The sequence below is a fragment of the Bradyrhizobium sp. LeoA1Lang genome (genome assembly GCF_055413685.1).
The window spans coordinates 1-749 of sequence record NZ_JBVAPG010000458.1 but is presented as its reverse complement, the minus strand read 5'-3'; the positions used below and the strand labels follow the sequence as shown (position 1 = coordinate 749).

General features: G+C 63.3%; 1 pseudogene. It reads left to right on the top strand.

Features of this window, described 5'->3' with window-relative positions:
* A pseudogene (locus ACZYOF_RS44125) lies at positions 1 to 749 on the top strand (IS3 family transposase); the annotation flags it as partial.

Sequence of the window (749 nt, the reverse complement as noted above, 5' to 3'; positions counted from 1 at the left end):
AGGAATGCTCGATCGCGCCGACATGGCGCTGTCGATCCGCCGGCAATGCATGTTACTTGGCATCGCGCGCTCTGGGGTCTACCGGCCGCCACGGCCGGCCAACGACAACGACCTTGCCCTGATGCGGCGGATCGACGAGTTGTTCACCGCCTGACCGTTCCTGGGCTCGCGGCGAATGACCGCGATGCTGAAGGTTGAGGGGCTTCAGGTCAATCGCAAGCGGTTGATGCGCAAGATGGGCATTGCGGCGCTGGGACCAAGGCCGAACACTACGAGGCCGGCGCCGGGCCACAAGATCTATCCCTATCTGTTGCGCAACTTGACGATCGACCGGCCAAACCAGGTATGGGCGGCCGACATCACGTATCTGCCCATCGGCCGCGGCTTTCTTTATCTCGTTGCCATCATCGACTGGGCGAGCCGTGCGGTCCTGGCGTGGCGGTTGTCGAACACGATGGACGTCTGGTTCTGCGTGGCGGCGCTGGAAGAGGCGCTGGCGAAGTACGGCACGCCGGAGATTTTCAACACCGACCAGGGCAGCCAGTTCACCAGTGCGGCCTTCACCGGCGCGTTGGCGGGCGCAGGGATCAGGATCTCCATGGATGGCCGCGGTCGTTGGATCGACAACGTCTTCATCGAGCGGCTGTGGCGGTCGCTCAAGCATGAGGACATCTATCTCAGAGGCTATGCCGACGGCCGCGAGGCCAAGGCAGGGGTCGCAAGCTGGATCGCCTTCTACAACGATCGTC